This window comes from Nocardia sp. bgisy134, from assembly GCF_057708325.1.
The window spans coordinates 1-24,442 of the sequence record NZ_JBYIRW010000028.1 but is presented as its reverse complement, the minus strand read 5'-3'; the positions used below and the strand labels follow the sequence as shown (position 1 = coordinate 24,442).

Below are 24,442 nucleotides of genomic sequence, written 5' to 3'. Positions count from 1 at the left end.
ACCAGCTATTTCCGACACGATGCCGAAGAGCGGGGATGGCGCGTTGGCCGCCGGTTCGTATGTGATGATCGGACACATGAAGATCCGCAAGGCAGTCATCCCGGCGGCCGGTATCGGCTCCCGGTTGCTCCCGCTGACCAAGGCCATCCCGAAGGAGATGCTGCCGGTCGGCGACAAGCCGGTCATCGAGCACACAGTCCGTGAGCTGGTCGCCTCGGGCATCACCGACATCACCATCGTCGTCAGCGGCGGAAAGTCGTTGATCCAGGACCACTTCCGGCCCAACCCCGCGCTTGTCGCGCAGTTGCGCGCAGACGGAAAGACCGCCTACGCCGACGCCGTCGCCGAGGTCGGGGAGCTGTCCCGCCTCGGCCACATCACCTACCTCGATCAGCACGGCCCCTACGGCAACGGCACCCCGGTCCTCAACGCCGCCCGCAACGCGGGTGACGAGCCGATGCTCGTGCTCTGGCCCGACGACGTGTTCGTCGCCGAGGTGCCGCGCGCCCAGCAGCTCATCGACGCCTACGAGGCCACCGCCGCGCCGGTGCTCGCGCTGATGCCGATGAACCCGGCCGAGTCCAAGCGCTACGGCGTCCCGGTCGTCGCCGACGACCAGGGCAACGGCCTGCTGCGCATCACTGGGCTCATGGAGAAGCCCAAACCCGAGGACGCGCCGTCGGCCTACGCCGCCATCGGCGGCTACGTCGTGACCCCGGGGATCATCGACGAACTGCGCCGCCAGACCGCGGCCTGGTACGAGCACCGCACCGGCGAGGTCTACCTGACCGACGCCATCAACGTGCACGCGTCGGACAATCCGGTGTTCGGCCAGGTGATCCGCGGCCGCTGGTACGACACCGGCAACCCGGGCGACTACCTGGTCGCGCAGTTCGCCTCGGCGTTGGCGCATCCGGAGTACGGTCCGCTGCTTCGCGGGCTGGCCACCGACCATCTCGCCTGACCCGCACCGGTTTTCACGCCGTCAGAAGCGCCGGACGGCGTAGATCGCGAACTGCCGGATCGGCGAGAGGCCGACCGGCACCCCGCGTCCGTAGGCGTTGAAGACGTTCCCGAATCCGGCGTAGATGCCGACGTGCGAGCCGTCCTTGTTCAGCACGACGACGTCGCCCGGCGCCATCTGACTGACCGGCACCGGAGCGCCTGCGGTCGCCTGCTGCCAGGTCGTCCTCGGCATGTTCACGCCGACCATCCGGAACGCCCACTGCACAAGCCCGGAGCAGTCCCAGCTGTTCGGACCGGTGCCGCCCCATTCGTAGGGCTTGCCGGTCTGGGTCATGGCGATGGCGAGCGCGGCGAGGCCGCGCGGACTCGGCACGCCGAGCGCCACCGAGCCACTGGCGCTGCCCGTTCCCGAGCCGGACGCCGAACCCGAACTCCCCACGAAGTTGCGGTCGTCGGACCAGGCAGGCCCGGCGAGCAGCAAGGTGGCGAAGGTAGCGACGACGAACCCGACGACTGTCCGGCATAACGGTTTTCTGTTCATGAACGCACCCCTCCTGTCGGTCCGGCAAACAGGCCGCATCGAGCGGCCCTGCTAAGCCGCGGCGCCGGCCTCGTCATCGGGGGTGGAGCCGCAGACCACCGCGCATGCCCGGCCACGCAACGGGGCCGACCAGCGCGCATCAGGTAGAACATGCCTCACGGAAAATTACTGCTGCACCAATGCTCAATCAGCGCACCAACAGCAACAGGCCTCGATTCTGCCCCGCCGTCCTCGAAGCAGGACAGGTTTCCAGCAAATTCTCAGCGTGTGATCTATGTCACTCTTGCGGAATACCGGCAGCATGCGTCGGACGATCGCGAAACAGAGGACACCGAGAAAGTCGAGGCACCGGGCCCCGCGCGGAAAATGCAGGCCACCCGGCATCGAAAATCGAGGACCGAAAGGGGCGCCGCGAATATCGGCGTCGATAAGGGGAGCAGGCGTCGGGGCGGGCGGTGCCGCCCACCCCGACGATGTGCTCAGGCCTTCGTCACCGTGGCTCTCACGCCGCCGACGAGCTCGGCGGCGTCGGCGCTCGCGGCGCCGAAATCGAGTGCGGTGGCGAGGATCTCGCCCGCGATCAGATCGCGGTGGGTCTGCGCCCACGCCAGCCGCTCGATGGGGACATCGAGGACCACGGTGATCCGATCGGAGACGTCCAAGCCCAGCGACTTGCGGGTCTCCTGGAGGTCGCGGATCAGGTCGCGAGCCCAGCCCTCGGCCTCCAGCTCCTCGGTGACCACCGAGTTCAGCACCACCAGACCCGCGTTACCCGGCAGCGCCGCGGTGGACTCGGGCTCGGCGGCGACCAGCCGCTGCGTGTATTCCTCAGGGAGCAAGGCGATTCCGGCGGCGCTGACGACACCGTCGGCGCCCTCGGACCACTCCCCCGCCTTGACCGCCTTGATCACCGTCTGCACGTCCTTGCCGAGGCGCGGGCCCGCGGCACGGGCGTTCACGGCCAGCTCGAAGCGCCCGTGCACGGCGACGTCGGTGGTCAGATCGACCTTCTTGACGTTGACCTCGTCGGCGATGATGTCGGCGTACGGACGCAGCCGCTCGGCATCGCCCGCCGCGATGGTGACCTCGGCCAGCGGCAGCCGCACCCGCAGGTTCTTGGCCTTGCGCAGGCTCAGCACCGTCGAGCAGACCATGCGCACCTCGTCCATGGCGGCGACCAGCTCCGGATCCTCCGGCAGCTCGCCCTCCTTCGGCCAGTCGGCCAGGTGAACCGAGCGGTCGCCGGTGAGCCCGCGCCAGATCACCTCGGCGATCAGCGGCAGCAGCGGCGCCGCCAGCCTGGTGACCACCTCGAGCACGGTGTGCAGGGTGTCCACCGCGTCGCGTTCCTCCGACCAGAAGCGCGAACGCGACCGGCGCACATACCAATTCGTCAACGCGTCGGCGAACGAACGCAACTCCTCGCAAGCGCCCGCGATGTCGTAGACCTCCAGCGCCTCGGTCATCACGTCGCGGGTTTGCGCCAGCTTCGCCAGGATGTAGCGGTCGAGCACGTTCGACGAATCGGTGCGCCACTCGCCGGGCTTCGAGGCGTACAGCTGCAGGAAGGTCCACGCGTTCCACAGCGGACGCAGCGCGTGGCTGACGCCCTCCCTGATGCCGCGCTCGGTGACGATGAGATTGCCGCCGCGCAGGATCGGCGAGCTCATCAGGAACCAGCGCATCGCGTCGGAGCCGTCCCGGTGGAACACCTCGTTCACGTCCGGGTAGTTGCCCTTCGACTTGCTCATCTTCAGCCCGTCGTCACCGAGCACGATGCCGTGCGCGGCAACGGTTTTGAAGGCCGGGCTGTCGAACAGCGCGGTCGACAGGACGTGCAGGGTGTAGAACCAGCCGCGGGTCTGCCCGTTGTACTCGACGATGAAGTCGCCGGGGAAGTGCCCTTCGGTCGCTCCGCCGGCTCCGCTCCTGTGACCGTCGAACCAGTCCTTGTTCTCGAACGGGTAATGCACCTGCGCGTACGGCATCGAGCCGGACTCGAACCAGCAGTCCAGCACCTCCGGCACCCGGCGCATGGTCGACCTTCCGGTCGGATCATCCGGATTCGGCCTGGTCAGCTCGTCGATCATCGGCCGGTGCAGATCGGTCGGGCGCACGCCGAAGTCGCGCTCCAGCTCGTCCAGCGAGCCGTAGACGTCGACGCGCGGGTAGGCGGGATCGTCGGACACCCACACCGGGATCGGGCTGCCCCAGTAGCGGTTGCGGCTGATGTTCCAGTCGCGCGCGCCCTCCAGCCACTTGCCGAACTGGCCGTCGCGGATGTGCTCGGGCACCCAGGTGATCTGCTTGTTCAGCTCCACCATCCGGTCGCGGAACTTGGTCACGGCGACGAACCAGGACGGCACCGCCATGTAGATCAGCGGCTGCCCGGAGCGCCAGCTGTGCGGGTAGGAGTGCTCGATCGTCTCGTGCCGCAACAGCTTTCCCGCGGCCTTGAGGTCTTTGATGATCACCGGGTTGGCGTCGAAGACCATCAGGCCCTCGTACGGCGGCACCATCGAGGTGAACTTGCCGCCCGGATCCAGCGGCTGCACGATCTCGATGCCGTTGGCCGCGGCGACCTCCATGTCCTCCTCACCGAAGGCGGGGGCCAGGTGCACGATGCCGGTACCGGAATCGGTGGTCACGTAGTCGGCGTTGAGCACCCGGTGCGCGTTCGGGTGGCCGACGAAGAAGTCGAACGGCGGCGCGTAGGACAGACCGGCCAGCGCAGCGCCGTCGAACTCGCCGAGCACGGTCGGCTCCTCGCCGAACTCCCGGGCGTAGTGCGAAACCCGCTCGGCGGCAAGCAGATAGCGTTTGCCGTCGGCGGCGCTCAGGTGCACGTAACGCACGTTGGGGTGCACGGCGATGGCCAGGTTGGACGGCAGGGTCCACGGCGTGGTGGTCCAGATGAGGGCGTTGGCGCCGTCGAGGTCGCGCAGCGGGTGCTCGGCGGGCACGCGCAGCGCCATGTCGACGGTGACGGCCGGGTCCTGGCGCATCTTGTAGGCGTCGTCCAGGCGGGTCTCCTGGTTCGACAGCGGCGTCTGCTCGTACCAGCTGTAGGGCAGCACCCGGAAGCCCTGGTAGATCAGGCCCTTGTCGTAGAGCGACTTGAACGCCCACATCACCGACTCCATGAAGTCGAGATCGAGGGTCTTGTAGTCGTTGTCGAAGTCGACCCAGCGGGCCTGGCGGGTGACGTAGTCGCGCCATTCCCCGGTGTAGCGGAGCACCGAGGATTTGCAGGCGGCATTGAATTCCGCCAACCCCATGGCGTCGATCTGTGATTTGTCCGTGATACCGAGCTGCTTTTCCGCTTCGATTTCCGCGGGCAGTCCGTGACAGTCCCATCCGAAACGACGATCGACACGATTGCCGCGCATCGTCTGGAAACGTGGGATCAAATCTTTCACATAGCCGGTCAGCAAATGACCATAATGCGGCAGACCGTTGGCAAAGGGCGGACCGTCGTAGAAGACGAACTCGGCTGCACCGGAGCGGTTCTCGATGCTGGCGCGGAAGGTGTCGTCGGCCGCCCATGCGTCGAGCACGCGTTCTTCCAGCTCGGGGAAGCTCGCCCCGGAGCCTGCGCCCAGATCCACGCGGGGGTATGCGCTCTTGCTGTCGTCCGCCATCGCGGATGCGTCTCCTCGTGCCACCGCGCCGCAGGCGCGTATCAGTGGTTGGCACGGGGACGACCTCGGCGCCCGGTGCGCCGAAACCGCGGTACCACCCCGTTTGTCCTGGCCAGCCCCATCGGGACCGCCGGACCGCTCGTTGCGAGCTGTGACGGGCTCACCCGTTCGGTTCTACTGAGCGCCGCGCGCTCCCTCCGCGGGGAGGCGGGGCGACGCCGTTCTTCCGAAGGCTCCCCGGTGATGGCCGGATCGGCGCCGTTCTGTCTCGATTCTAACCAGTCCGGGCAAACGATATTCCCGCGCCCGGCCTCAGCGTTTGGCGTGCCGCCCTGGCGGCGGCGGTGCGTCGTTGTCGGGCCTGCGCATGGAAAGAGCGCTCACCAGCAGCAACACCGCGCCGATGACGCACACGACGATGCATCCCCACGCCCACAGCACCGACCCGGTGGTCAGCGCGGTGACGAGCAGGGCAAAGCCGATCGCGGCGAGAACGAGCGTCAGGACGAGCATGATGACCCCCTCGGCGTCCCTCAGCCTTCGGCCCGGCCACGCGCGGACTGTCGCTCGACTCCGTCCGGCTCGGTCCGTCAGGCATGCCAGGCGATTCGACTGTACCTCTGGCTACTCGAACAACGACTTCGGCGACCGGCCGCGGCCGGGGGCCGCGCAGGGCGGAATTACTTGCCGCCCTTGGCGAACGACGCGGGCGCGAGGTTGTTCGCGGTGTTCACGTCGGCGAAGGCCTCGCCGCCGTCCACCGGGACCGCCGAGCCGCGGTTCTCGAGCTCCTCGAGCTGCGACTCCAGGTACGACTTCAGCCGCACGCGGTACTCGCGCTCGAAGGTCTTGAGCTGCTCGATCCGGCTCTCCAGCACGCTGCGCTGCTGGGTGATGGTCGCCATGATCTCGGTGTGCTTGCGCTCGGCGTCGGCCTGCAGCGCGTCGGCCTTCTCCTTGGCCTGGCGCAGCTGGCTGTCCGAGCGGGTCTGCGCGTCCGACAGCATCGCGTCGGACTTCTGGCGCGCGTCCGTGATCATCGCCTCGGAACGGGTCCTGGCATCGCCGACCAGTCGCTCGGAGTTCGCCCGCGCGTTGGAGAGCAGATTCTCCGCCTCGGTCTTCGCGTCGCTGGTCAGCCGGTCCGCCATCTCCTGGGCGAGGCTGAGCACCTTCGCGGCCTGCAGGTTCGCGTCGGCGCCGGGGGCGTCCTTCGGTGCGGGCGCGGGCGCGGGCATCGGCGCGGGCGGGGGTGCAGGCACCGGGGGTTTGATCGGTTCCGGCGGGGGAGCCTGCTGCACCGGGGCCTTGACGGTCGCGGGGGCGGCCTGCCGGTTCTTCTTGGCGTCGGCCAGTTCCGCATCGAGTTCGCCGACCCGCTGGCGCAGATCCGCGTTCTCCTCGATCAGACGCGAGAGCTCTTGCTCCACGAGATCCAGGAAGGCATCTACTTCATCCTCGTTGTAGCCGCGCTTCCCGATCGGCGGTTTGCTGAACGCGACGTTGTGCACATCAGCTGGGGTCAGCGGCATGGAAGGATCCCTTCACGCGTCTTTTGGAGATCTAGCAGATCTAGCAAGGTATCTTGGCCCATTCTGTCATACCGGAGCTACCGGTTGACCGAGCCTGCTCACGATCGACATCAGGATGAAGACGATGAATAGCAGGACCATAATCGACAGGTCCAGGCGAATTCCCCCCAGAGACACCGGTGGTATCAACCGCCTCAGCAGTTTCACCGGAGGGTCGGTGATCGTGAAGATCACCTCCAGGATGACGACAACGACACCGGTCGGTCGCCAGTCACGGGCGAAGCTACGAACGAACTCGACGATCACCCGGCTGATCAGCAACAGCCAGAAGATGAACAGTACGAAGTACAGCACCGCGAACAAGGCCACGACTTCACTCTGCCCGAAAATCGGCGTTGCGCAAAATGACCACACCGCCCCGCGCGCGACAAGACCGACGAACCCCCCGGATCAGACCGCTATTTCTGGTTGTAGAAGCCGGTTTCGGCGATCCTGCGTCGTTCCTCGGCCGATACGTCGACATCCGCCGGTGAGAGCAGGAACACTTTGGTCGCGACCTTGTCGAACGAACCACGCAGGGCGAAGGCTAGGCCGGCCGCGAAGTCGACCAGTCGCTTGGCATCGGCATTGCTCAGATCGACCAGGTCCATGATCACCGGATTGCCCTCACGGAAGCGCTCGCCGATGATGCGGGCCTCGCTGTAATCGCGCGGACGCAGCGTCGTGATCTTGGACAAGGGACCTCCGTCCTCGAAGATCCCTGGCCGGCGAGCGGACGCGGGCTCGGGGCGCACGCGCTCCTCCAGCCGCCGCTCCTCGGCGTCGGGATCGACGGCGAGCGCACCCCTGGTGGCTCCCCGCAACATGCCTGCGCCGCCGCCCGCACGGAACCGGCCCGTCGACGGGGCCGCATCGATACGGGTAGGCCGCCGCGACGACTCGTAGCGATCGTCGCCGTAGGGCTCGTCGGCGTACTCGTCGCGGCGCGCCGCCGGGTAGCCTGCCTGGTACGGCGACTTGTAGGCGGGCTCGGGGTAGTCCACGTCCTCGTCGAAACGGTCTGCGCCGTAACGATCTTCGGCATACCGATCGGCGCCGTAGCCTGGCCGGTCGGCATAGGAACGCGCCCGTGCGCCACCGCGCTCGTTCCCGCGCGGGGCGCGATCGTCGACGTAGTCGTCTTCGTAATCCTCGAGCGGAACCATGCCGAAGTACGCCTTGAACTTGTGCAGCGTGCTCATGATTGCACCCCGCTACCGCGCGGCACCGTCATGACCACGATGGTGGCTACGTCGAGTCCTCGCTCGCTGCGCTCGCTCATTCTGGTCGACCTTCCTTCGGCCCCGGTGGCGGCCGGGTGTTGAAGTCTTGCTCAGCCCTCTTCTGTCCCAATCTTATGTGTCAAATGTGACTGATGAGGTTTCTTTGCTAGCCCGAGGTTATCGGTCGAGTGCCCATCAGGGCGGTACCGACACGCACAACGGTCGAACCGTGTTCGATCGCTGATTCCAGATCACCCGACATTCCTGCAGAAAGCTCGGTTGCGCCGGGGTGTCTGGCGAGTAGCAGCGTGTGCAAAGTCGCAAGCCGTGCGAATGCGCTATCAAGGTCGGCATCGAGTGGCGGAATCGCCATCAAACCCCCGAGCTGCAGTCCTTCGGCGGCCGCGACCTGGTCCGCGAGCCGATCGAGATCGTCGCGGGCGACGCCGCCCCGTTCCGGGTCCTCGTCCAGGCTCACTTGGAGCAGCACGCGCACCGGTTCGGCGCGCTCACCAGCATCCAGCGCGGCCAGCGCGCCATTGTCAAGAGCCGTTGCCAGCCGTTCGCTGTCCACCGAGTGCACAGTGTGCGCCCAGCGCGCGACCACCCTGGCCTTGTTGCGCTGCAGGCGACCGATCATGTGCCACCGGATGTCTTGACGTTCGTCCAGTTCCGCCACCTTCGCGGTGGCCTCCTGCTCGCGCGACTCGCCGAATTCCCGGCAGCCGAGGCCGTACAGGATCGCCACATCCGCGGCGGGAAAGAACTTCGTCACCGGCAGCAGCCGCACCGAGCCCGGCTCCCGGCCCGCCGCCAGGCAGGCGGCGTCGATCCGCCCGCGCAGCATGTCCAGATTGCCCGAAAGCTCCGCGATACGCGCGTCGACTTGTGCCACAACGGTTTCCGAGTCGGTCATCGGCCACACCCCGAACCGGGCGACGCGCCCGAACCCGGCCGCGTCATTTCGGACCCTCGATCCAAATCACTCCCGCCATGCGTCCGGTCGGCGCGCCGCGGCGATGACTGAACAGCGTCTTGTCCTCGATGGTGCAGCGCGGGTCTTCCGCGATCGCCGCGACACCCGCCTCGGTGAGCTGCCTGCGAATGCCTGCGCGCAGATCCAGTCCCGGAGTGCCACGGACGGTGGTGGTCGCACTGCCGGGAAGGTGCTTGTCGACGTCGGCACGCATGGCGGCGGGGACCTCGTACTGCCCGCCCGAGGCGGCCGGGCCGAGGAACGCACCGACGCGGTCGAGCCTGGCTCCGGCCGACACCATCGCGTCGAGCACGCGCGGAACGATGCCGATGCGCGCGCCGATCCGGCCCGCGTGCACGGCGGCGATGACGCCCGCTTCGTCGTCGGAGAGCAGGATCGGGACGCAGTCCGCGGTGAGCACGACGAGCGCCAGGTTCGGCACGGTGGTGACGAGAGCGTCGGTGGCGGGCACCGGCTCGATGCGCGGCCCGTCGACGATCTCGACGGCGCGCCCGTGGATCTGCTCCATCCACACCAGCCGGTCGGGGGTGAGGCCGATGCCCTCGGCGAGGCGGTCGCGGTTGCGGCGCACGGCCACCGGATCGTCGCCCACGTGGTCGCCGAGGTTGAACGAGTCGTAGGGCGGCGCGGAGAAGCCGCCCGCCCTGGTCGTCGTGACCCGTCGGACGGTGAGTGTGTGGGCAGCAGTCATGTCCCCGAGCCTAGTAGGCGAGCCGGGGCTCCGAAGGCCGCCGCCGCGGCTCGGACAACGAACCGCGAGCCGCACGTTCGGTGAATCATCCTGGAAGGTCGGCTGATTCGCGCCCGGGAGGACTCGCGGCACGGCACGCCGTGCGGCGAACCTCACCTCGGGCGACGGGGCTCGGCCCTCGTCCCGGCGCGATCCGGGACGATCGGGTCAGCGGCGCATGAAGGACGGCACGTCGACGTCGTCATCGTCGTCGCCGCCACCGTCCGGCGGCTGGATGTGCGACCGGCTGTTGTGCGAGACGGTCGGCTCGGAGAGGCGGGCGCGCTCGCTTTCCCGGTAGCTCGGCACGGCGCCGCGGGTCACGCTCGCGGAGGAGCCCGCCGTGGTGGACTCGGTGCTGCGCGTCGACCCGGTGATCTCGCTCGGCCTGCTCTGACTGAGTTCGCCCGCTCGCCCCGAGCCGATGGCGCCGCGCGTGGTCGCGGGGTCGAAGGTGCGCCGGGCGGGGCCGCCGCCGTCGAACCCGGCCGCGATGACGGTGACGCGCACTTCGTCACCGAGCGAATCGTCGATGACGGTACCGAAGATGATGTTGGCCTCGATGTGCGCGGCCTCCTGCACCAGCGAGGCGGCCTCGTTGATCTCGAACAGACCGAGGTCGGACCCGCCCGCGATGGAGAGCAGCACGCCGTGCGCGCCGTCCATCGACGCCTCGAGCAGCGGCGAGTTGATCGCCGCCTCGGCCGCCTTCACCGACCGGCCCTCGCCGCGCGCCGAGCCGATGCCCATGAGCGCGCTGCCCGCGCCGGACATGACGCTCTTGACGTCGGCGAAGTCGACGTTGATCAGGCCGGGGGTGGTGATCAGATCGGTGATGCCCTGGACACCGTTGAGCAGCACCTCGTCGGCGGAGCGGAAGGCGTCCATCAGGCTGACCGCCGCGTCGCCGAGTTGCAGCAGCCGGTCGTTCGGGATGACGATGAGGGTGTCGCAGGACTCGCGCAGCAGATTGATGCCCACCTCGGCCTGGTTGCCGCGGCGCTTGCCCTCGAACGAGAACGGCCGGGTGACCACGCCGATGGTCAGCGCGCCGAGCTTGCGCGCGATGCTCGCCACGACCGGCGCGCCGCCGGTGCCGGTGCCGCCACCCTCGCCCGCCGTCACGAAGACCATGTCGGCGCCCTTGAGCACCTCTTCGATCTCGTCCTTGTGATCCTCTGCGGCCTTGCGGCCGACCTCGGGGTCAGCGCCCGCGCCGAGACCGCGGGTGAGCTCACGGCCGACGTCGAGCTTGACGTCGGCATCGCTCATCAGCAGCGCCTGCGCGTCGGTGTTGACCGCGATGAACTCGACTCCCTTGAGTCCCTGTTCGATCATCCGGTTGACGGCATTCACGCCGCCGCCGCCGATACCGACGACCTTGATCACCGCAAGGTAGTTGTGCGGGGGCGTCATGGGCTCTCGCCTTCCTTCGATCTAAAGCCTGTCATTTTCGGATTCAGGACATTTCGCTATGGGACACCCTCGGTCGTTTTGCCCGGGACCGTTTCACTCCACGATCCGCGGCCGGGCAAACCCTAAACCTCAACCACAGGGTTAGCGTTATGTCAAGTATCCGACTGGTGCGGAACGCTATTCGCAGCCGCCGCGATACGGGCGCAGGCGCGCCGACACGAGTAACAGAATCTTGTGTGATCCCTCTCGTTCGCCACTCCACACACCGTATGGTTGGACGGTTGCCCCCCGAGCCCCATCCCGGCGGCGGCCCTGCGCCTTCTGGCAGAGCGCCCCCGAAAATTCGCTGGGCACAATGGGTGTCGATCACTTTACCGTGACCAGATTCGGACTCGAAACGTCGAACACCGTTCCCTCCCGCGTCAACAGCGGCAACACCACGGCCGCCTTGCGTTCGGCATCGTTCGCACTGCCCCAGAGTACCGTGCGTCCGTCGTGCAGATTCAACGAGATATCCGAAATCGACCGTGCGACAACCTCGTCCACCTGGATATTCAGGGCGGGCGGCAACACGGTCAGCACCGCGACCGCGGCGCGGGTGACCGGATCGGCGCCGCCGGGCTGTTCGGTGATCAACTCGGCCACCCCGATGGGCGCGGCTTCGATGGCGAATTCGACGCTTTCGGCGTCCACCAGATGCGCGCCTTCCGGACTCTCGAAGTACAGCACCGGCGTCCGCTCCACCACGGTCACCCGGACGGTGGACGGATACACCCGCTGTACCCGCGCGGAGCGCACTTTCGGAATACTCGCCACCCGTCGTGCCATGGCGTCGGTATCGATGCGCAGCATCGAGCGGCCCGAGGGAATTTCGAGGCGCTCGCGCACCTGCTCTTCCTGCACCGCGGACAGACCATCGATATCGACGGTGCGCACCGAGAGCACAGGCGTGAACCAGAAGATCAACAGCGCGGCGGTGAACACGCACCCGCCGAGCAACCCCCACAGCCGCACCCGGCGCAGCCGGGCCGGACCGCCGGGCCGCCGCAGCAGATCGAGTCGATCGATCCAGCCCGCGGCCCGGCGCTCGCGCCGCTCACCCCCCGGCCGCATCGCGGCTCACCGCCCGTACTGGGGACGCGCCCGTAGCCCGTCGAGAATCTGGCTGCCGAGCATGGTGACGTCGCCCGCCCCCATGGTGATCACCACGTCGCCGGGCCGCGCCAGCCCGGCCACCTGACGGCCGACCCGCGACATATCCGGTTGGTAATGCACGGGTTTGGTGACGGACTGGGCCACCAGCGCGCCGTTCACACCCGGCAGCGGCTTCTCGCGCGCGCCGTACACGTCGAGCACGACGACCTCGTCGGCCAGGCTCAGCGCCACGCCGAAGTCCTCCGCGAAGGTCGCGGTGCGGCTGTACAGGTGCGGCTGGAAGACCACGATCACCCGGCCCTGACGCGAGCGCGCTCCGTCGCGCGCCTCCTGCTGGACCAGTTCGGCCGCGGCGCCGAGCACCGCGCGCACCTCGGTGGGATGGTGCGCGTAGTCGTCGAAGACCCGCACGCCGTTCTCCCGGCCGACGAACTGGAACCGCCGGTGCACACCGCCGAAACCTTCCAGCCCCTGGACGATCTCGTCGACGTCGGCGCCCGCGGCCCGCGCGGCGAGCAGCGCGGCCAGCGCGTTGAGCGCCATATGCCTGCCCGGCACCGAGAGCCGCAGGGTGCGCGGCGCGGATTCGTCGGACAGCTGGAATTGAGCGAGCCCGCCCACGTCGCGCGGCTCCCAGCTGTGCAGCCGCACGCCGACCGGGACCAGCGCGTCGGCGAGTTCGCCGGAGCCGTAGCCGAGTACCCGGACGCCCTTGTCCGCCAAGCGGGGACCGACCCGCTCGGCCAGCGCTCGCGAGCCGGGATCGTCCAGGCACACCACCAGCAGTCCGCCCGCGCCGAGCCGGTCGGCGAAGTCGTCGAACACCTGCACGTAGGCGGCGTCGGAGCCGAAGAAGTCGAGGTGATCGGATTCGATGTTGGTGACCACCGCGACGTCGGGGTCGTATTGGAGCAGCGAGCCGTCGCTCTCGTCGGCCTCGGCCACGAAGGTGTCGCCGGTGCCGTGGTGGGCATTGGTGCCCGCCTCGTTCAGCTCACCGCCGACCGCGAAGGACGGATCGAGGCCGCAGTGCTGCAGCGAGACGATCAGCATCGAGGTCGTCGAGGTCTTGCCGTGGGTGCCCGACACGAGCAGGGTGCGGTGCCCCCGCATCAGCGAGGCCAGCACGGCGGGGCGGAGCAGCACCGGGATGTCGCGCCGATTCGCTTCCACCAGTTCGGGATTGGTCTTCGGGATGGCCGCGTAGGTGGTCACCACCGCGGTCGGGCCGCCGGGCAGCAGATCGAGCGCGCCCGCGTCGTGGCCGATGCGGACCTGCGCGCCGCGAGCCCGCAGCGCGAGCACGCCGCGGCTCTCCTTGGCGTCCGAACCCGACACCGCGCCGCCGCGGGAGAGCAGGATGCGGGCGATACCGGACATTCCGGCCCCGCCGATGCCGACCATGTGCACCCGCTCCAGTTCGGGCGGGAGCGCCGAACGCTCGTCGGTCATCGGCCGCGCCCCAATTCCACCACGATCCGCGCCACTTCGTCGGCGGCGTCGCGGTGACCGGCGCCAGACGCGGCGCGGCCCATCTCGGTCAGCCCTGCGGGGTCCATGAGCAGCGGTATCACCTCGTCGATCACGTACTTCGGGGACAGGTCGGCGTCGGGGACAATTCTGCCACCGCCCTGGGCTACCACGGGGCGGGCATTGAATTCCTGTTCGCCATTGCCGTGCGGCAGCGGCACGTAGAAGGCGGGCAGGCCGACGGCGGAGACTTCGGCGACCGTCATCGCGCCCGACCGGCACACCACCGCGTCGGCGGCGGCGTAGGCCAGATCCATCCTGGACAGATACGGCACCGCCACGTAGCGGGCCGCGCCGTCGCTCTCCGCGACCTCCACGGTGTTCTTCGGGCCGTGCGCGTGCAGCACCGAGATGCCCGCCGCCGCCAGCTGCGGCGCGGCGGCCGACACCGCCTCGTTCAGGCTGCGCGCGCCCTGCGAGCCGCCGAACACCAGCAGCACGGGTCCCTCGGCGGGCAGCCCGAAGTGCGCGCGGGCTTCGGCGCGCAGCGCGGCGCGGTCCAGCGTGGTGATGGCCGCGCGCACCGGAATGCCGACGACCTCCGCGTGCGGCAACCCGGAATCCGGCACCGCGGCGAGCACGCGCGCGGCGCGGCGGGCGCCCACCTTGTTCGCGATGCCTGCCTTGGCGTTGGCCTCGTGCACGACGACCGGCACCGCGCGCCTGCGCCGCAGCAACCCACGGCCCGCGGCCAAGTAGGCAGGCAACGCGACGTAGCCGCCGAAGCCGATGATCACGTCGGCCTGCACCGCGTCGACGACGGCCCGAGTCCTGGCCACCGCCGCGCGCACCCGGCCGGGCAGCCGCAGCAGATCCGCGGTCGGCTTGCGCGGCAACGGAACCGGCGGGATCAGCTCGAGCGGGTAACCGCGCTCGGGCACCAACCTGGTCTCCAGACCGCGTTCGGTGCCCAGCGCTGTCACCCGGATCGAATCGTCGAGGCGGCGCAGCGCATCGGCGACGGCCAGGGCCGGCTCGACGTGTCCTGCCGTGCCACCGCCCGCGACGATCACCGAGAGTCCGGATCCCTTCGCGGACCGCTGGGCTGGATTCGCAGCACGCTCGGGTCCCTCCGTGGTCACGCTGGGCTGTCTGCTCCGGGCCTGTTGCTCGCGCCGCGGTGCACTCACTTGGATCTTCCCCGTTCTCTGGCGTGTGGCATCGGATAGTTCGGCTCCCAGGCCCTGGTGGCACGCAGCGAACTGGTGCCCCTGCTCTCCGGCGAGCGGCGCCGAGCCGGTGCGCCGGATTGCCCGCGCCGCGGCTGCGCCTGGCGCGAGCGGTCGGATTGCCTGGGTCGTTCGGTTCGGGTCCGCTGCGCCGCGGCTTTGGCGGCGCTGCGCGCCCTGGCGGCCTCCGCCTTGGCGGGCGAGTAGACCTCGGGTTTGGGTAGTCGCAGCAGGCGGCTGAACCGCCCGTCCTGCCCGGCCTGCAACGCCGACACCGCCTCCGGCTCGTGCCGGGCGGCGTTGGCGATGACGCCGAACATCAACAGCGTGATGGCCAGCGAGGAGCCACCCGCCGAGACCAGCGGCAGCTGCAGACCGGTCACCGGGAGCAGGCCGACCACGTACCCGACGTTGATCAGCGCCTGCGCGGTGATCCAGGTGGTCGCCGTCGCGGTCAGCAGCCGCAGGAACGGGTCCACCGAACGGCTGGCGATGCGCAGGCCGGTGTAGACGAACAGCGCGAAAAGCCCGAGCACCAGCGCGCAACCGAGGAACCCGAGTTCCTCGCCGATGATGGCGAAGATGAAGTCGTTGTGCGAGTTCGGCAGATAGCTCCACTTGGCTCGGCTCTGCCCGAGCCCGCGGCCCCAGATGCCGCCGTCGGCCAGCGAGTACTGCGCCTGGCGCGCCTGGTAGCCGATGCCCTGCGGGTCCTCGCCGGGATTGAAGAAGGCGCGCATGCGATCCGAGCGGTAGCCCGCGGAGAGCGCGAGCACCCCCGCGGCGACGACGCCGGACACCGCGATGGTGACGAACAGCCGCACCGGCAGCCCGCCGAACCACAGCAGCGCGGCCAGCACGATGCCGAGCGCGATGGTGGTGGACAGGTTGGGCTCTAGCACCACGAGCAGACACACCAGCATGCCCGCCGGAACCAGCGGCACCAGAAGGTCTTTCAGCGTGGCCTTCTCCGAGCGGCGCGAGGCCAGCAGGTGCGCGCCCCACACCACGAACGTCACCTTGACGATCTCGGAGGGCTGCACCGACACCGGACCGAGGTCGAACCAGCGCCGCGAGCCCTGGACCTCGCTGCCGATGCCGGGAATGAGCACCAGCACCAGCGCGAGCACCGACGTCGCGAACATCGGGAACGACCACTGCCGCAGCCTGCGTATCGGAATGCGCAGCGCGAGATAGAACAGCACGCAGCCGAGCGCGGCGAACATGGCCTGCTGGACGAACAGCGAGTACGCCGAACCGCGCTCGGCATAGGCCTCGACGCTGGAGGCCGAGAGCACCATCACCAGCCCCAGCACGGTGAGCAGCGTCGCGATGGTGACGATCAGATGGAACGACGCGAGCGGGCGCGCCAGCCAGGCCACGAACCGGGCCGCGGGCGCCTGCGCGCCACGCGAGCCCTTCGGCTCGGTCTTGGCACCGCGCAGCCGCCGCGTCGTCTCCGTCATAGCTGCCGCCCGATGTCACCGTCTTCCAGCGTGTGCACCGCGGTGGCGAAACTGCGTCCGCGGTGGGTGTAGTCGGCGAACATGTCGAGGGATGCGGCCGCGGGAGCCAGCAGCACGGTGTCTCCCGCGCGGGCGAATCCGGCGGCGACGCGCACGGCCTGCGCCATGACCGCGTCGGCCTTGTCGGATCTGGACGGGTCGTCAGCCATCACAGCATCGTCCCCCGCGCGCACCTCGACGACGGGGACCTCGGGCGCGTGTCGCGCCAACGCGGCCGCGATCACCGGCGCGTCGGACCCGATCAGCACCGCCGCGACGAGCCGGTCGGCGACCTCCTCGACCAGGTCCTCCACACCCGCGCCCTTGAGCTGGCCGCCCGCGATCCAGATGACCTGCGAGTGCGCCAGGATCGAGGAGCGCGCGGCGTGCGGATTGGTGGCCTTGGAGTCGTCGACGAATTCGACGCCTGCCAGCTCGCGCACGAAGGCCGCCCGGTGCGGGCCGACCTTGTGGTCCTGCAGTCCCTCCTTGACGAACTGCGGCGCCACATCGATGGCCCTGGTCAGCGCGGCCGCGGCGAGCGCGTCGGCGATACCGGCGGGCCCCTGCGGGCTGATGTCGCCGACCTCGGCCAGGATCGCCGCCTTGGTGAACGCGCGGTCGAGCAGTTTGCCGTCCACCACGCCGAGCTCGCCGTCGGCGGGCACGCCGATGCGGAAGCCGACGGTGCGGCGGGCCTTGGAGCGACGGGCGAGCGAGGCAGCCACCGGATCGTCCAGACCGACCACGCCGACCCGGCCGACCAGCGCCCGAGCCTTGGCGGCCGCGTAGGCGTCGAGGCCGCCGTGCCAATCCAGGTGATCCTCGGCGACATTCAGCACCACACCCGCCTCCGGCCGGACCGAGGGCGCCCAATGCAGCTGGAACGAGGACAGTTCCACGGCGAGCACCTGCGGGCCGGGATTGCGGCGCAGCGCGTCCAGGATCGGGGTGCCGATATTGCCGCAGGCGACGCTGGCGATGCCCGCGGCGCGCAGGATCGAGTGGGTCATCTGGGTGGTGGTGGTCTTGCCGTTGGTGCCGGTCACCACCAGCCACTTGCGCACCGGGCCGTAGATCCTGGCCTGGTCGACCCACCAGGCGAATTCGACGTCGCCCCACACCGGGATGCCCTCGGTGACCGCGGAGACCAGCACCGGCGAGTCCGGCCGCCAGCCCGGGCTGGTGATGACCAGCGCGAAGCGGCTCAGGTCGGCGGATTCCAGATCCACGCAGGTGGCCACTTCCAGGCCGAGTTCGGCGGCCTCGGCGAGCGCCTTGGCACCCGCGTCGGTGACCACCGGATGCGCGCCGATATCGCGCAGCGGTTCCACCAGCGAGCGACCGGAGACGCCCCAGCCCGCGACGAGCACGTCACGGCCACGCAGGAATTCGAGCATGGGCCCCGGAGATCGAAGGGCCCGCGGAGAATGTTCGACCATCGCTAGTTCACCCGACCGCGGAGAGGTATTCGCTGTAGAACAGACCGAGGCCGACTGCCGAGGCCATGGCGGCCAAGAGCCAGAACCGAATGATCACAGTCGTCTCGGCCCATTTGCTGAGCTCGAAGTGGTGATGGAACGGCGCCATCTTGAACAATCGATTGCGGGTGGTGCGGAAGACCGCCACCTGCAACACCACGGACACGCCCTCGGCCACGAACAGGGCGCCCATCACGATCATGAGCAACTCGGTCCTGGTGGTGATGGAGATGCCTGCGAGCAGACCGCCGAGCGCCAGCGATCCGGTGTCGCCCATGAAGATCTTGGCGGGCGCGGCGTTCCACCACAGGAAGCCGATGCACGCCGCGGCGCCTGCCGCGCAGACCAGCGCCAGGTCCAGCGGGTCGCGCACGTTGTAGCAACCGGTCTCGGGCTTGGTCGCGCACGCGTGGTAGTACTGCCAGAACGTGATGATCACGTAGCCGCCGAGCACCAGGCTCATCGATCCCGCGGCCAGTCCGTCCAGGCCGTCGGTGAGGTTCACGACGTTGGACCACGCCACGACCACGAAGCAGACGAACGCCAGAAAGATGATCACCCCGGCCGACACCGTGTTGATGTCGCGCACATAGGACAGGTGGCGGCTGGCGGGCGTCAGGCCGTTCTCGCCGCGGAACTGGAGCGCGAGCACACCGAAGATCACCGCCGAGGTGAGCTGCCCGATGTACTTGCCCGCGGCGGTGAGGCCGAGATTGCGCTGCTTGCGCAGCTTGATGAAGTCGTCGGTGAAGCCGACCGCGCCCAGCGCCGTGGCCAATCCGAGGACGAGCATGCCCGACGCGGTCGGCCCCTCGGCGTCGTAGCCGATGCCGATCAGGTGCGAGCCGAGGTAACCGGCCCACATACCGATCAGGATGGCGACCCCGCCCATGGTCGGCGTGCCGCGCTTGGCTTGGTGGCTGGCCGGGCCGTCGACCCGGATCTCCTGACCGAAGCCCTGCTTGGCGAAGAACTGGATCAGCAGCGGAGTCAACAGAATCGACACCGCGAGGGCGATCGCCGCCGCGAACAGAATCTGCCTCACGCCAGCACCTCGCTGACGCTCGCCGCCGCCGTTCGGCCGATGGCCGCTGTGCCCATGGCTCGCTCGCTCCGCTCGCTCACGCCAGCACCTCGCTGACGCTCGCCGCCGCCGTTCGGCCGATGGCCGCTGTGCCCATGGCTCGCTCGCTCCGCTCGCTCACGCCAGCACCTCGCTGACGCTCGGCACCGTCGTACGGCCGATGGCCGTTGTCCCCATGGCTCGCTCGCTCCGCTCGCTCACTGCCCTGCCTCCGCGCTGCCGTCGCGCCCCGCGGCACGTTCCGCGCCGGTCAAGTGTTCGGCGACCGCCCAGAGGCCGACCGACTTCGACGCCTTGACCAGCACCACATCGCCCGCCTCGACCTCGTCGTCGAGCAGCGCGATGGCCGCGCCGATATCGGGCACGAGGACCGACTCCTCGCCCCATGAGCCTTCCATCACCGCTCCCTGGTGCATCGCGCGGGAGGGCCTTCCGGTGCCGACGACGATGAGGCGATCCACGTCGAGGCGCACCGCGAGCCTGCCGATGCCGTCGTGCTCGAGCACGGATTCCTCGCCGAGCTCGGCCATTTCGCCCAGCACGGCCCAGCTGCGCCGCGGCGTCTCGCCGGCGCGCGACATCGTCACCAGCGCCTTGAGCGCGGCGCGCACCGAGTCGGGGTTGGCGTTGTAGGAGTCGTTGACGACGGTGACGCCGTCGGCGGTGGTGCGCACGTCCATCCGGCGCTCCGAGACCCGCTGGGCGCCCGAGAGCGCCTGCGCGATCGTGGCCAGATCGGCGCCGCAGGCCAGTGCGACCGCGGCGGCGGAGAGCGCGTTGCCCACGTGGTGCTCGCCGTGCACGGCCAGCTGGATCGGCGTGCTGCCCGCCGGGGTGTGCAGCGTGAAGTGGGCGCGCGCCTCGGCGTCGAGGCGCACGTCGGTGGCCCTGATGTCGGCATTGCCCGCCTGGCCGACCAGCACCACCTTGGCGCGCGTGCGTGCGGCCATCGCCGCCACCTGCGGGTCGTCGGCGTTGAGCACGGCGAGACCGGTCGCGGGCAGCGCCTCGACGAGTTCGCCCTTGGTCTGCGCGATGGCCTCGCGGCTGCCGAACTCGCCGAGATGTGCCGTGCCGACATTGAGCATGACGCCGATGCTCGGCGGCGCCACCGCGGCGAGCGCCGCGATGTGGCCGGGCCCGCGCGCGGAGAGCTCCAGCACCAGGAAGCGCGTCTTCTCGTCGGCGCGCAGCGCGGTCCATGGATGACCGAGTTCGTTGTTGAACGATCCGGGCGGCGCGACGACCGGGCCGAGCGGCTCGAGCACCGCGGCCAGCAGATCCTTGGTCGAGGTCTTGCCGGAGGACCCGGTGACCCCGACGACAGTCAGGCCACCGGCCGCGGTGTCCGATTGGCGGCGCTCGCGGGCCCCTCCGTGGTCACGCTCCGCTACCGCCTCCGGGGCCGTCGCTCCCGCCGCGGTGAGCCGTTCGACGCTGGCGCGGGCCAGTGCGGCCAACGCGGCCAGCACCGCGGCGCCGGAGCCGTCCGAATCATGGATCAGCGCAACGGAAGTCGCGGGCACCGTGCCCGGGCTCGGAGTCACCACGATGGCGGGCACACCGACCGGGCGCGCGGCGAGCACCGCCGCCGCGCCCGCGGCCACCGCGGCCGCCGCGTATTCGTGTCCGTCGGCCCGCTCGCCCGGCAGGGCGAGGAACAGATCACCGGAACCGATTCGGCGCGAATCGAATTCCACCGAACCGGTCACTCGCACCTCCGGGTCGGGGACGTCGTGCAGCGTGCCGCCGACGACGTCCGCGATCTCCCGCAGTGTCATCTCGATCATGAAACCGTCAAGTCCTCCGCGTCCGTCCCGTACGGACTTCGCTGTGCTCGCTGAACATGCTGTGCCGCCTGAAAGTTCATGCCCGCGCCTCCGCGGCCACCTTGCGCGACAAGGCGTCCGCCACGACATCGCGGTCGTCGAATGGATGTTTCACGCCCTGGATCTCCTGGCCCGCTTCGTGGCCCTTGCCCGCGATCAGCACCGCGTCGCCGGGCCTGGCCCAGTCCACCGCGGCGGCGATGGCCGCGGCGCGGTCGCCTATCTCGCGGACCTCGCCGCGCTCGTCGGCGGGCACGGCCAGCGCGCCCCCGGCGATCGCCGCCCGGATCTCGGCGGGCGCCTCGGAGCGCGGGTTGTCGTCGGTGATGATCAGCAGGTCCGCTCCCCTGGCCGCGACCTCGCCCATCAACGGTCGCTTGCCCGCGTCGCGGTCGCCGCCCGCACCGACCACCACGGCCAACCGACCGGGCGCGACCGGATTGTCGGCGGCCAGGTGGACGCGCAGCGTGGCGATCACCGATTCCAGCGCGGCCGGCTTGTGGGCGTAGTCCACCACCGCGAGGAAGTCCTGACCGCGCTCGACGCGCTGCATCCGGCCCGGCACGTCGACGGAGCCCAGCGCGGGCGCGGCCACGGCGGGATCGACGCCCGCCGCGGCGCACACGGCCACCGCGAGCAGCGCGTTGGCGACGTTGTAGCGGCCGGGAAGACGCAGCCGCACATCGACATTCGCGTCCGGCCCGGCGGCGGTGAACCGCTGCTCGCCGCCGTGCGCGGCGACCGCGCCCGCCACGTGCCAGTCCGCGGGCCCGGTGGTCGCGACGGTGGTCGGCGCGGCCAAGCTCGCGGCGAGGCGGCGGCCCCAGTCGTCGTCGACGCAGATCACCGAGGTACGGGCGGAGACGGCCGACGCCGGGTCGAAAAGCCTGCGCTTGGCGCCGAAGTAGTCCTCGAAATCGGCGTGGAAGTCGAGGTGATCCTGAGACAGGTTGGTGAACGCGCCCACCGCGAAGCGCACGCCGTCGACCCGGCCGAGCGCCAGCGCGTGGCTGGACACCTCCATCACCACCGCGTCCACGCCCTGCTCGACCATGAGCGCGAACATCGCGTGCAGCTGCGGCGCCTCGGGGGTGGTCAGCGCGCTCGGCACCCGGCGGCCGCCGATCCTGGTCTCGATGGTGCCGATCAGCGCCGTCGACAGGCCGCCCGCGGCCAGCCCGGCCTCCACCAGATACGAGGTCGTGGTCTTGCCCGAGGTGCCGGTGATGCCGACGATGCGCAGCCGCTCCGACGGGTTGCCGTACAGCGCCGCGGAGAGCTCGCCGAGCACCTCGCGCGGCCGCTCGCGCACCAGTACCGGCACGCCGAGCTCCCCGGCCAGCCGCGCGCCCTCGGCGTCGGTGAACACGGCCACCGCGCCGCGGGCGACGGCATCGCCTGCGAAGCGCGCGCCGTGCGACTGCGAGCCGGGCAGCGCGGCGAACAGATCGCCGGGACGCACCGCGTTCGAACGTTGCTCGATCCCGGTGACCACCAGATCGCCGGGCACCGTCGCCGACGGGCGGGCGCCGGTCAGCTCCAGCACGGTGGTCAGCGGTGTCGACGGCGGGTCGACCGGCCGCAACACGGGCTGGCTGGACTGCGCGGGCACCTCGCTCCTCTCGGACAGGGCATGTGTGGACAGCACGGACTATGGTGACGAGTCAGGTTACCGACGCGGACTCATCGGCGAACAACGCGCCTCGGTGTTGCCGCGCCGGAGCGCGGAAATACGACGATTCGACAAGCCGGAATCACACACCAGCCTGCAGGACGAACTTCTGCGCCGGTGCGGTCGTCGGCGGTATTCGATCACGCTGCAGCGCCCACGACGCGATGTTGTGGAACAGCGGCGCGGCCGACTGGCCGCCGGTGCCGTCGGAGCTGCGCACCGGGTTGTCGAGCATCATGCCGATCACGTACCGCGGGTTGTCGGCGGGCGCCATGCCCGCGAAGGTGATCCAGTAGCTGTCGCTGGAGTAGCACTTGCAGTCCGGATCGATCTTCTGCGCGGTGCCCGTCTTGCCTGCGATCCGGTAGCCCTCGATCGCGGCGGGCCAGCCGGTGCCGTTCTGTTCGGCGTTCATCGGATCGCGCTGCACCACCGCCTGGAACATGTGGCGCAACGTCTGCGCGGTCTGCGGGCTCACCACCCGGATGCCGTCCGGCTGCGGCTCCTCGGTGCGGGTGCCGTCCGGTGCGATCTTGGCCTTCACGATGCGCGGCGGGACACGCAGGCCATCGTTGGCGATGGCCTGGTACATTCCCGTCATCTGCAAGGTGGACATCGAAAGACCCTGTCCGATGGGCAGATTGGCGAAAGTGCCGCCGGACCACTGGTCGCGCGACGGCACCTGCCCCGCGGACTCGCCCGGCAGGCCGACGCCGGTGCGCTGGCCGAGACCGAAGCGGTGCAGCATGTCCGCGTAGCGGTCCTCGCCGACGCGCTGGGCGAGCATCAGGGTGCCGACGTTGGACGACTTCGCGAAGATGCCCGTGGTCGTGTAGGGCGCGACATCGTGGTTCCACGCGTCGCCGACCGTGACGCCCGCCATCCGGATCGAGCCGGGCACCTGGTGCACCTCGTCGGGAGTGGTGAGCCCGTATTCGATGGCCGCGGCCGCGGTGACGATCTTGTTCACCGAGCCGGGTTCGAACGGGTCGCTCACCGACGGGTTGCTGGTCTTGGCCGAGCCCCAGTTCTGCGGGCCCAGCGTCGGATTGAAGGTGCTGTCGTTGGCCATGGCGAGCACTTGGCCTGTCCTGGCGTCCAGCACCACGGCCGAGGCGCCCTGCGCGCCGGACTGCTGCCTGGCCTGCTGCACCTGCTGCTGCACGTAATACTGCAGGTCGGAGTCGAGGGTGAGTTCCACGCCGTTGCCGTTCACGGCGGGCTGCTTGTCGCGCCAGCTGCCGGGAATGACGGCGCCGTCCGAACCGCGGTCGTAGGTGTGCGAGCCGTCGGTACCCGCGAGCACCGAGTCCAGCGAGGATTCCAGGCCGATCAGGCCGTGCCCGTCCCATCCGGTCGCGCCGATCATATTGGCTGCCAGCGATCCGCCCGGGTATTCGCGCACGTCCTGGCGCTCGGCGCCGACCTCGGGGAACTCCACGGTGATCTCGGCGGCGATCCGCGAGTCCACATTGCGCGCCAGATAGACGAAGGTCTCTTCGCTGCGCAGCTTGGCGAGCAGTTCCGCCTCGGTGGGCGCCTTGTTGCCGAGCTTGTCGTGGATCTTCTTCGCGATCGCCCGCAGCCGCTCGTCCGGATCGGGCGCCTTGGTGCTCTCGGCGCGGGCGGCCTCGAGAGTCTTGCGCACCTGGACGGGTTGGAAGTGCAGCGATTTCGCGGACACCGTGAAGGCCAGCGATTTGCCGTTGCGGTCGGTGATCGGGCCGCGGGTGGCCTCGTCGGTCAGCCGGACGATGCGCTGGCTGGCCGCCTGCGCGGACAGGCCCGGCGCGGAAATGCTCTGGATCCACAGCAATTGGAGCGCGACGACGGCCAGCGCGACCAGCATGACGATCCGGCCGACCCCCAGCCGCAACCGCACCGGGCGCTCGGCGGCCGTGCGCGATCTCGCGGTCCCTGATGCCACCGGCC

Annotated in this window: 19 protein-coding genes; 1 reads left to right on the top strand and 18 read right to left on the bottom strand. The window is 69.6% G+C overall.

The window, feature by feature from the left end:
* Nucleotides 1–76 precede the first annotated feature (76 nt).
* The gene (locus tag AC3ERS_RS33640) at nt 77–964 is read left to right on the top strand and encodes a UTP--glucose-1-phosphate uridylyltransferase (RefSeq protein WP_357453579.1); all 888 of its coding nucleotides are present in this window, start codon (nt 77–79) and stop codon (nt 962–964) included.
* A 21-nt stretch (nt 965–985) separates the two neighbouring features.
* Here AC3ERS_RS33640 and AC3ERS_RS33635 read toward each other — a convergent pair whose 3' ends face one another.
* The 18 genes from AC3ERS_RS33635 to AC3ERS_RS33550 form a co-directional block, all read right to left on the bottom strand.
* Nucleotides 986–1,507 carry an NlpC/P60 family protein gene (locus tag AC3ERS_RS33635; protein WP_431972188.1) on the bottom strand — a complete coding sequence of 174 codons (522 nt, stop codon included), beginning with the start codon at nt 1,505–1,507 and terminating at the stop codon, nt 986–988.
* 479 nt (nt 1,508–1,986) lie between these two features.
* On the bottom strand, nt 1,987–5,148 hold the full coding sequence (gene ileS, locus AC3ERS_RS33630; protein ID WP_431972187.1) for an isoleucine--tRNA ligase: 3,162 nt from the start codon (nt 5,146–5,148) through the stop codon (nt 1,987–1,989).
* Between the two features lie 312 nt (nt 5,149–5,460).
* Complete coding sequence (locus AC3ERS_RS33625; protein WP_068067639.1) at nt 5,461–5,661, bottom strand: hypothetical protein; 201 nt, start codon at nt 5,659–5,661, stop codon at nt 5,461–5,463.
* Between the two features lie 167 nt (nt 5,662–5,828).
* Entirely contained in the window at nt 5,829–6,680 is an 852-nt protein-coding gene (gene wag31 / locus AC3ERS_RS33620) for a DivIVA-like cell division protein Wag31 (RefSeq protein ID WP_431972186.1), read from the bottom strand.
* A gap of 66 nt (nt 6,681–6,746) precedes the next feature.
* Nucleotides 6,747–7,049 (bottom strand): YggT family protein, encoded by a 303-nt coding sequence (locus tag AC3ERS_RS33615; protein ID WP_067785731.1) that lies wholly within the window; start codon nt 7,047–7,049, stop codon nt 6,747–6,749.
* Nucleotides 7,050–7,138: 89 nt separating this feature from the next.
* Complete coding sequence (locus AC3ERS_RS33610) at nt 7,139–7,921, bottom strand: cell division protein SepF (protein WP_431972185.1); 783 nt, start codon at nt 7,919–7,921, stop codon at nt 7,139–7,141.
* A 187-nt stretch (nt 7,922–8,108) separates the two neighbouring features.
* On the bottom strand, nt 8,109–8,858 hold the full coding sequence (locus tag AC3ERS_RS33605) for a YggS family pyridoxal phosphate-dependent enzyme (RefSeq protein ID WP_431972232.1): 750 nt from the start codon (nt 8,856–8,858) through the stop codon (nt 8,109–8,111).
* A gap of 43 nt (nt 8,859–8,901) precedes the next feature.
* Nucleotides 8,902–9,630, bottom strand: a complete 729-nt coding sequence (pgeF, locus tag AC3ERS_RS33600; protein ID WP_431972184.1) for a peptidoglycan editing factor PgeF — start codon at nt 9,628–9,630, stop codon at nt 8,902–8,904.
* A 207-nt stretch (nt 9,631–9,837) separates the two neighbouring features.
* Nucleotides 9,838–11,085 carry a cell division protein FtsZ gene (gene ftsZ / locus AC3ERS_RS33595; RefSeq protein ID WP_431972183.1) on the bottom strand — a complete coding sequence of 416 codons (1,248 nt, stop codon included), beginning with the start codon at nt 11,083–11,085 and terminating at the stop codon, nt 9,838–9,840.
* 366 nt (nt 11,086–11,451) lie between these two features.
* Nucleotides 11,452–12,198, bottom strand: a complete 747-nt coding sequence (locus AC3ERS_RS33590; protein WP_431972182.1) for a cell division protein FtsQ/DivIB — start codon at nt 12,196–12,198, stop codon at nt 11,452–11,454.
* 6 nt (nt 12,199–12,204) lie between these two features.
* On the bottom strand, nt 12,205–13,692 hold the full coding sequence (gene murC, locus AC3ERS_RS33585) for a UDP-N-acetylmuramate--L-alanine ligase (RefSeq protein ID WP_431972181.1): 1,488 nt from the start codon (nt 13,690–13,692) through the stop codon (nt 12,205–12,207).
* Entirely contained in the window at nt 13,689–14,852 is a 1,164-nt protein-coding gene (murG, locus tag AC3ERS_RS33580) for an undecaprenyldiphospho-muramoylpentapeptide beta-N-acetylglucosaminyltransferase (protein ID WP_431972180.1), read from the bottom strand. The genes murC and murG overlap by 4 nt, the downstream gene beginning before the upstream one ends.
* A 44-nt stretch (nt 14,853–14,896) precedes the next feature.
* Nucleotides 14,897–16,405 carry a putative lipid II flippase FtsW gene (gene ftsW, locus AC3ERS_RS33575; RefSeq protein ID WP_431972179.1) on the bottom strand — a complete coding sequence of 503 codons (1,509 nt, stop codon included), beginning with the start codon at nt 16,403–16,405 and terminating at the stop codon, nt 14,897–14,899.
* Nucleotides 16,402–17,844, bottom strand: coding sequence for a UDP-N-acetylmuramoyl-L-alanine--D-glutamate ligase (gene murD / locus AC3ERS_RS33570; RefSeq protein WP_431972178.1), 1,443 nt, complete (start codon nt 17,842–17,844; stop codon nt 16,402–16,404). The genes ftsW and murD overlap by 4 nt, the downstream gene beginning before the upstream one ends.
* Before the next feature lie 49 nt (nt 17,845–17,893).
* Nucleotides 17,894–18,970 (bottom strand): phospho-N-acetylmuramoyl-pentapeptide-transferase, encoded by a 1,077-nt coding sequence (mraY, locus tag AC3ERS_RS33565; protein WP_357453617.1) that lies wholly within the window; start codon nt 18,968–18,970, stop codon nt 17,894–17,896.
* Nucleotides 18,971–19,206: 236 nt separating this feature from the next.
* Nucleotides 19,207–20,799 carry a UDP-N-acetylmuramoyl-tripeptide--D-alanyl-D-alanine ligase gene (locus AC3ERS_RS33560; RefSeq protein ID WP_431972177.1) on the bottom strand — a complete coding sequence of 531 codons (1,593 nt, stop codon included), beginning with the start codon at nt 20,797–20,799 and terminating at the stop codon, nt 19,207–19,209.
* Nucleotides 20,800–20,875: 76 nt separating this feature from the next.
* The gene (locus tag AC3ERS_RS33555; protein ID WP_431972176.1) at nt 20,876–22,450 is read right to left on the bottom strand and encodes a UDP-N-acetylmuramoyl-L-alanyl-D-glutamate--2,6-diaminopimelate ligase; all 1,575 of its coding nucleotides are present in this window, start codon (nt 22,448–22,450) and stop codon (nt 20,876–20,878) included.
* A gap of 142 nt (nt 22,451–22,592) precedes the next feature.
* The gene (locus AC3ERS_RS33550; protein ID WP_431972231.1) at nt 22,593–24,437 is read right to left on the bottom strand and encodes a peptidoglycan D,D-transpeptidase FtsI family protein; all 1,845 of its coding nucleotides are present in this window, start codon (nt 24,435–24,437) and stop codon (nt 22,593–22,595) included.
* Nucleotides 24,438–24,442 lie beyond the last annotated feature (5 nt).